This is a genomic window from Streptomyces tateyamensis, from assembly GCF_003205575.1.
In the GTDB taxonomy this organism is placed as follows: Bacteria; Actinomycetota; Actinomycetes; order Streptomycetales; family Streptomycetaceae; genus Kitasatospora; species Kitasatospora tateyamensis.
This window is the reverse complement of record NZ_PYBW01000135.1, coordinates 41,709-42,178: the sequence shown is the minus strand read 5'-3', so window position 1 is coordinate 42,178 and position 470 is coordinate 41,709. Positions and strand designations below refer to the sequence as shown.

At 71.5% G+C, this 470-nt stretch carries 1 pseudogene; it reads left to right on the top strand.

From position 1 onward, the window contains the following. Positions 1–286: 286 nt before the first annotated feature. Positions 287–470: pseudogene (locus C7C46_RS36900) on the top strand (alpha-ketoglutarate-dependent dioxygenase AlkB); the annotation flags it as partial.

Genomic DNA, 470 nt, shown 5'->3' with positions numbered 1-470 from the left:
CTTGGCGGCCCGCCGGGCGGCCGCGCGGCCGCCGGCGGCGGGCGCGGCGGGGTCCGGGGCCGCAGTGCCGGACTGGCCCGCTCCGACCGCGGCCGACGGATGGTCGGTCGTCGTGGAGCGCTCTGGGTCAATGGTCATCAGGTGTCCCCCGGCAGGTCGGCCAGGTTCCTCCCCTGACTCAGGCGCAGCACTCTATCAATTCGAGATCAGAGGTTTATCTGATGAATGCGATCCAGTTTCGTCTCAAATCGAGCTGATGTTCGAATCTGGAGTTAGGGTGGGGGCCATGAGCAGCCACCGCCACCTGCAGGGGTCACTCTTCGAGGCCGGCGCCGAGCCCGGGCTCGGGCCGCTCGGCGGGCTGCGCCGGGTCGAGCTGGGGCGGGGCGCCTGGGTGGACCATCTGCCGGGCTGGCTGACCGGCGCCGACGAGCTGTTCGAACAGCTGGCGGGTGCCGTGCCCTGGCGGG